This is a genomic window from Paenibacillus sp. 2003 (genome assembly GCF_031455635.1).
GTDB classification, from domain to species: domain Bacteria; phylum Bacillota; class Bacilli; order Paenibacillales; family Paenibacillaceae; genus Paenibacillus; species Paenibacillus amylolyticus_B.
Genome location: NZ_JAVDTB010000002.1, coordinates 322876 through 329907, shown reverse-complemented (window position 1 = coordinate 329907; position 7032 = coordinate 322876). Strand labels below are relative to the sequence as shown.

The 7032-nt window shown below is 44.8% G+C and carries 7 protein-coding genes; all 7 read left to right on the top strand.

From position 1 onward, the window contains the following. Positions 1–12: 12 nt before the first annotated feature. The 7 genes from J2X75_RS13575 to J2X75_RS13545 are packed head-to-tail and all read left to right on the top strand — an operon-like array spanning position 13 to position 7008. On the top strand, positions 13–864 hold the full coding sequence (locus J2X75_RS13575) for a 3-hydroxyacyl-CoA dehydrogenase family protein (protein ID WP_091013879.1): 852 nt from the start codon (positions 13–15) through the stop codon (positions 862–864). Between the two features lie 19 nt (positions 865–883). Then, on the top strand, positions 884–1933 hold the full coding sequence (locus tag J2X75_RS13570; protein WP_310337173.1) for an HAD-IIIC family phosphatase: 1050 nt from the start codon (positions 884–886) through the stop codon (positions 1931–1933). A 15-nt stretch (positions 1934–1948) separates the two neighbouring features. Next, positions 1949–2212 carry an acyl carrier protein gene (locus J2X75_RS13565; RefSeq protein ID WP_017687156.1) on the top strand — a complete coding sequence of 88 codons (264 nt, stop codon included), beginning with the start codon at positions 1949–1951 and terminating at the stop codon, positions 2210–2212. After that, positions 2209–3093: a hypothetical protein gene (locus J2X75_RS13560; protein ID WP_190945037.1), complete on the top strand. Its 885-nt coding sequence runs from the start codon at positions 2209–2211 to the stop codon at positions 3091–3093. The genes J2X75_RS13565 and J2X75_RS13560 overlap by 4 nt, the downstream gene beginning before the upstream one ends. A 25-nt stretch (positions 3094–3118) precedes the next feature. Then, a complete protein-coding gene (locus J2X75_RS13555; RefSeq protein WP_310337172.1) occupies positions 3119–3859 on the top strand; it encodes a thioesterase II family protein in 741 nt (246 codons plus the stop codon). Between the two features lie 35 nt (positions 3860–3894). Next, on the top strand, positions 3895–6228 hold the full coding sequence (locus tag J2X75_RS13550) for an ABC transporter permease (RefSeq protein WP_310337170.1): 2334 nt from the start codon (positions 3895–3897) through the stop codon (positions 6226–6228). 12 nt (positions 6229–6240) lie between these two features. Beyond that, the gene (locus J2X75_RS13545; RefSeq protein ID WP_047843824.1) at positions 6241–7008 is read left to right on the top strand and encodes an ABC transporter ATP-binding protein; all 768 of its coding nucleotides are present in this window, start codon (positions 6241–6243) and stop codon (positions 7006–7008) included. Positions 7009–7032 lie beyond the last annotated feature (24 nt).

Here is a 7032-nt window from a genome sequence, read left to right as displayed (position 1 = left end):
AGGTGATTAGGTATGCATAATCGACTCATTGCAATCATTGGCGCAGGGGTGATGGGATGCGCCACAGCACTGGATGTCGCGAGGGCTGGCTATCGTGTGATTTTGCAGGATATTTCGGCGTCGGTCATCGAACACGCTCCTGATGTTATACGTCGTGAATATCGTTCAGCTTGCTTCCTGAAGCAAGGGTACGGTCAGGTGCCACTGGATCAGATCATGGAACGAATTTCGTTCCAGACACAAGATGAAGGTGTGGAAGAGGCAAGTATCATTATTGAAAATGTAACTGAGAATCTGGAGTTGAAAAAGGAAGTTTACGCACGACTATACCACACGGCTCGTCCAGATGCTTTATTTGCGCTAAATACAAGCTGTATTTCCGTGACAAAGCTCGCTTCATTTTTGCCTGACCCAGGTCGAGTCATTGGGGTGCATCTGATGAATCCGGTTCCTGTTAAATCCATGGTGGAGGTGATCAAAGGACATCATACAACGCAGGGTACGGAACATGAGATGGTAGCGTTTTTGGAAACTCTTGATAAAAGTCCAGTTGTCATAGAGGATTTGCCTGGGTTTGTCTCTAATCGCCTCTCGCACTTGTTAATGAATGAAGCGGCGTACATTGTGCAGGATGGGATCGCTACACCCGAGCAGGTGGACGCCATTATGAAGAAGGGCTTCAATTATCAGATGGGGCCGCTGGAGACGGCGGATCTGATTGGTCTGGATACGGTCGTGCATTCATTGAAAGTATTGTACGACAGCTATCAGGACCCCAAATTCCGATGCTGTCCGATGTTGCAGAAAATGGTTGATGCAGGACAGTGGGGGCGTAAGACGGGTCAAGGATTCTATGCCTACTAAGATGAAGGGTGGCATGACCATGGAAAAGCTCAAGGATATCAAATGCATCGTTTGGGATCTGGATCACACCATATGGGATGGAGTTTTGCTTGAATCTGCAGATGTGCAACTGAAGCCGGGCTTAAAGGAGGTGATTGAAAAACTGGACCAGCGAGGTATTTTGCATTCTGTTGCCAGTAAAAATGATGCAGAGCTGGCTTGGGCGAAACTAAACGAACTGGGCATCGCCGAATATTTTCTGTATCCCGAAATCCATTGGGATGCGAAGTCCGTCTCTGTTCAGCGGATTCAGCAGAACATTAATATCGGTATGGATGCCATTCTGTTTGTGGATGATCAACCTTACGAACTGGAAGAAGTGCAAAGTGTACATGCAGACATCCAGGTACTTCATGCGGATCAATATGAAGCCATGCTTGATGACCCAAGGCTGATGCCTCGATTCATTACAGCCGACTCTGCGTGCAGAAGGCAGATGTATCAGGCGGATACACTCCGTAAACAGGCTGAGGAACAGTATGAAGGACCTTCAGAACAATTTCTGGCTACGCTCGGCATGAAATTTTCCATCTACGAGGCTACTGAGGATGATCTTCAACGTGCTGAGGAACTTACCGTTCGCACCAATCAACTAAATGCAACGGGAATTACCTACAGTTACGAGGAGCTGCATCAACTGATGACCTCGCAGGACCATATGTTATTGGTGTGTGAACTCGAAGACAAATACGGGACGTATGGCAAAATTGGGCTTGCACTTATTCACATGAAGCAGAAAGTATGGCGGCTAAACATGCTTCTGATGTCTTGCAGAGTGATGTCCAGGGGAGCAGGGAGTGTACTGCTAACGTATATCATGCGTGAAGCTCAGAAGCAGGGCAAACAGATGCTTGCGGACTTCAGGGACACCGGAAGGAACCGGATGATGAATATCAGCTATCACTTTGCCGGTTTCAAGCAGCAATCTGCAGATCAGGAAGGAAGAGTACTGTTTTATCATGATTTGCAGCAGGCTGTAGAGTTTCCAGATTACATTCAGGTTTTAGTGCCCGAGGGGCAACATCAATAACAAGGGGGAAGGGCAGTGGATTATCGTCAGGAAATTCGGGAGTTTATCGGGAACAACCTCACCATGGATCATGAGGACACTCAAATTAATGATAATGACAATTATTTTGAGCAGCGGTTCGTCAATTCGCTCTTTGCGATGCGTTTGGTGGACTTTGTAGAGCGTAGATTCCAGATTGAGATCGCAAATGAAGATCTGGATTTGGCTAATTTCTGCACGATTAACCGTTTGCATGATCTTATTGAGAGAAAGTTGACTGAGAAGGAGGCGGCACTATGATTACAGCTAATCAGGCATCCATTCGTCCAGTCACAAGTCCGGCAACCAGCCCGTCCAACAAATATATGTATTTGTTTTTGGGAATTTCCTTTGGCACATGTTATGGAATCGCAAGTTTGTTCATGTTCTTTGCGGATTTTATTGTACCCATAACAGGTGAGTTAACCTTGATGCATCCACTTGCAATCGTTGCTCTGTATTCACCTTCCATTGCCGGATTAATTACATGTTATGTGATGGGCGGCACAGAAGCATTAAAAGGAATGTTTATGAAGCTGGTTCCGCGCAGACAGGATCTGTTCTGGATACCGCTCATTATTGGAATTTCCATCATCTTTGCCTCAACAATGCACTTTGGTTCCTTGTTATTCGGCATACCGGTCCCTGAGTTGACATATAGTGTACCTGAAATGATCTGGTTGGGGATTGTGAATCTGATCAAGGAGACGGGGCTGATTGGTGGGCTGTTTGGCTGGATCGGATTTTTGCTTCCATTTTTGCAAGGGAAGTTAAAAAGTAATATAACAAGTGGTCTGCTTACCGGTCTGTTGTTCGGATTATGGGTGCTTCCGGGGTACTTGATTTCCTCTTTTGGCACCTCAACCACTTACATATACTACGTTGTTCAGCTTATGGCATTTATCGTGTTCCAAAGTTATATCTTCAATGCAACCAAAGGTACACTTCTGTTTTATCTGCTTGCATTCTGGCTTGTAGCTACAGGAAGTCAAATTGATTTGTACTACTTTAATCCGCAAGTTCAGATTATGCAATTTTTCTTTTTTGTAATATCGGCTATTGTCATACATGTCATCTTCAAGCGTAAAAATGTGGATACTTCACTTCAGACATTCCCTGCATATGTTCTGGAAAGAAAGTAAGCCTGATTATGGTGGTGGATAAGTGATGGAACCGATCTATTTGGAGCAGCTACAAAAGGGGGAGGGAAACAGACAAATGGTCTGTTTTCCTTATCTCGGTGGCAACTCCAACAGTTTTCAGCCCCTAGTGCCGTACCTTCATGACACGGAAATTTGGGCGTTTACGCCCCCGGGTCATGGTCTGAACACCGAAACACCCCTGGAGCATATGCAGCAACTCGTAGAACTGTATACCAGCAAGCTGCTGGATGTTATACAGCCCGGCAGTCTGTTATTTGGACATAGTCTGGGAGGGATTACAGCCTACTTCGTTGCGCAGCGCTTATGTCAGGAGCGTCCAGATGTAGCTAAAACGCTACGGCTTGTGTTATCTGCCTGCAACACGCCTGACGAATGCGGGATGCAGAATTATGATCGGATGTCAGACGAAAATCTGATTGATCATCTCTTTTCCTATGAAGCTCTTCCGCAAGAACTGATACATGAAAAAGAATTGTTGAATTATTTTCTGCCCGTCATCCGGGCGGATTTCAGGATGCTGGAATCTGCAGCAACGCTTGAATATGAGCCGCTCTCATTGCCGGTGTTGTATCTGTGGGGAGAACGGGATCGTACCGTTACCCTTCAATCAGCGTTGAGATGGGGCCGATATTTTGACACATCCATGAAGCTTCAAACCATCAAAGAGGGTGCTCACATGTTCATGATGCATCAACCTTCAACGGTGGCGCATTGTCTGACAAGCTTTATGACTCCAGATAAATAGGAACAACTTGTAGATGAGAGGAGCCATGTTCGTTTATGCTGCTACGAATGCTGAGAAACGATATAACGAGAAAAAAAGGGATTACGGCTGCGTTATTTATTTTTGTACTGCTCGCCGCCTTGCTGGTATCTTCGGGGTCACGAATGATTATGGAACTGACGAGTTCCATCCAATATCTATTTTCTGAATCCAAAACACCACACTTTGTGCAAATGCATGCCGGAGAACTCGATCAGGCCAAAGTGAATACATGGGCTGAAGAAAATGCCATGGTCCAGCAGCATCAGATTGTGGAAATGGTCAACATTGACGGCTCTAATCTGTTTCTCGGAGCAGAGTCCGAAAAGAACAGCGTTATGGACATTGACTTTGTTACACAGAATCAGGGTTTCGACTATTTGTTGAATTTGGACAGTGAGATTATTCAGGTGAACGATGGCGAGATCGCGGTTCCGGTATATTACATGCAACAAAAAAAATTGAGCGTGGGCGACCAGGTTCGGATCGATAATGGTCAATTTGAGCGTTCTTACACCATCGTTGATTTTGTCCGTGATGCTCAGATGAATCCATCAGTTGTGCACTCCAAACGTTTTATCGTGAGTGCAGGGAATTTGCAGGAACTGAAGCAGAGCGTCGGAGAGATGGAGTATCTCATTGAATTCCGGTTGAATGATCCCGGAATGACGAGTGAATTTACCCAAGCTTACCAAAATGCCGGACTTCCCAACGCGGGTCCAGTCGTTACCTATGGGCTGTTTCAGGTATTGAATGCCATGACCGACGGAGTTATTGCAGCCGTTATTATTTTGGTCAGTCTTGTGCTGATTCTGATCGCGATGCTTTGCATCCGATTCACGATGCTTGCGACCATCGAAGAGGATTATCGTGAGATTAGTGTCATGAAAGCGATTGGGATCGCAGAGAAGGATATTAAGAGACTGTATCTGATGAAGTATGTATTTATGGCCGGATTTGCATCCGTACTTGGTTACATTGCATCACTTGGCGTTAACAGATTATTTGTTTCCAACATCATGTTGTATATGGGAAAAGCACCTGCAACCCTGTTGCATTTCGCGATTCCGTTATTAGCCGCTGGAATCATATTTACCATGGTTGTTCTGTTCTGTCGAACGGTACTGCGACGTTTTCGTTCCATCTCCGCAGTGGATGCTCTCCGTACCGGGAGCCTGGGAGATACACAGATCATTCGAAACCGGCTTAGTTTGTCCCGCAATCGCTGGTCTTCTGTACCTGTCTTTCTTGGTCTGAAGGAAGTCATACAGCGAATCAAGATGTTCCGATTATTGTTGTTCGTGTTTGTAGTCAGTTCATTTATCATGATTGTGCCGGTCAACTTCCTGAACACTTTGCAGGCGCCAAGTTTTATATCTTATATGGGTGTTGGACAGAGTGATATTCGCATTGACTTGAGGCACACAGACGATGTGGAGCAGCGTTATGACAATCTGGTTGCCCAGATCCAAAATGATAAAGACATCAAAACGTATTCCCCATTGGTAACAAGCCAGTTCAAAATTAAAAATGCGGAAGGAAGTTACGACAATCTGAGTGTAGAAACTGGGGATTTCAGTATTTTCCCATTGTCTTATGTTAGCGGTAATGCGCCAACAACCGAGAATGAAATTGCGTTATCTGATGCAAACAGTAGCGAGCTGCGCCTGAAGACTGGTGAGCAACTTACCTTGCTCGTTAATGGCAAGGACCAGATGATGACGGTCAGCGGAATATACCAGGACGTTACGAATGGTGGGAAAACGGCGAAAGCCCTATTGCCTTACAACAAGGATAGCGTGTTGTGGTATGTGGTCAGTTTGGATCTGAATAATCGCGGGGACATGGCTACCAAAATTGCTGAATATGAGGCGGCTTTCTCGCCAGCCAAAGTAACCGATCTTCAAGGTTATCTGGATCAGACGTTAGGCGGAACCATCCAACAATTGAAATTGGTGACGATGTTGGCCTTGGTCATCGGTGTCTTCATATCTATTTTAATTACAGCACTGTTCCTTCAGATGTTAGTAGCCAAGGACAACAACGACATTGCTGTACTAAGAAGTCTCGGGTTTGCCTTGTCTAAAATCAAGTTCAAGTATGTCGTGATGTCACTTGTCATATTAATCTTAGGGGTTGTTACTGGAACGATATTGTCCAATACGTTGGGTCCGTTGCTGGTTAGTGCCATTATGTCGACGTTTGGTGCTTCCAATATTGTTTTTGTTGTTAACCCGTTACAGGCATATGTTTTGTGTCCATTGTTACTTGCAGGAACGATTGTACTAACAGCATGGATAAGCATCCAATCGATCAAGGAAACGAGCATATCCAAAATGATTGTCGAATAGGGAGGATCAACGATGACAACTATACTTGAGGCTAAAGACGTGAATAAATCCGTAGCGATCGGCGAGAATGAAGAACATAACATCTTGAAAGATATCAACCTTCAATTAAAAAAGGGAGAATTTGTTTCCATCATGGGGCCATCTGGCTCAGGCAAGTCTACCTTACTGTACAACATAAGTGGTATGGATCAGATTAGTGCTGGAAGTGTCTATTTTAATGGCAAAAAAATATCGGCATTTGAGGAGAGGGATCTGGCAAGTCTACGTTTGACCAAGATGGGATTCATCTTTCAAAATATTCATCTGCTCAAGAATCTGAATCTATTAGACAATATCGTACTTTCCGCGTATCTGGCCAAGAATAGCAGCAGAGAAACGATTAATACACGGGCAATGTCATTAATGAAAAAAATGGGGATTGATGAGCTTGCTGGGCATAACATCACCCAAGCTTCAGGCGGACAGCTTCAACGGATTGCCATCTGCCGTGCGCTGATCAATAATCCAGATATTTTATTCGGCGATGAACCAACGGGGGCACTGAATTCCAAATCAACGTATGAGATCATGGATATTCTGGGCGATATTAATGCAACGGGTACAACCATTCTGCTGGTGACCCATGATGTGAAAGTCGCTGCCAGATCGGAACGTGTACTGTTTATGATGGACGGTAAGCTTGTTGCAGACAGGAATATTGGAAAATATGCAAGAGAGCGTCAGGATCTAAAAACAAGGGAAAGCCATTTGGCGCAATGGTTGACTGAAATGGGGTTCTAAAAAAAGAACTCCATGACTACAATA

What these genes read in the sequence shown, in the direction of transcription:
- J2X75_RS13560 (WP_190945037.1), top strand. Translation starts at nt 2,209, where the DNA reads ATGATTACAGCTAATCAGGCATCCATTCGTCCAGTCACAAGTCCGGCA.
- J2X75_RS13575 (WP_091013879.1), top strand. Translation starts at nt 13, where the DNA reads ATGCATAATCGACTCATTGCAATCATTGGCGCAGGGGTGATGGGATGC.
- J2X75_RS13545 (WP_047843824.1), top strand. Translation starts at nt 6,241, where the DNA reads ATGACAACTATACTTGAGGCTAAAGACGTGAATAAATCCGTAGCGATC.
- J2X75_RS13555 (WP_310337172.1), top strand. Translation starts at nt 3,119, where the DNA reads ATGGAACCGATCTATTTGGAGCAGCTACAAAAGGGGGAGGGAAACAGA.
- J2X75_RS13570 (WP_310337173.1), top strand. Translation starts at nt 884, where the DNA reads ATGGAAAAGCTCAAGGATATCAAATGCATCGTTTGGGATCTGGATCAC.
- J2X75_RS13550 (WP_310337170.1), top strand. Translation starts at nt 3,895, where the DNA reads ATGCTGCTACGAATGCTGAGAAACGATATAACGAGAAAAAAAGGGATT.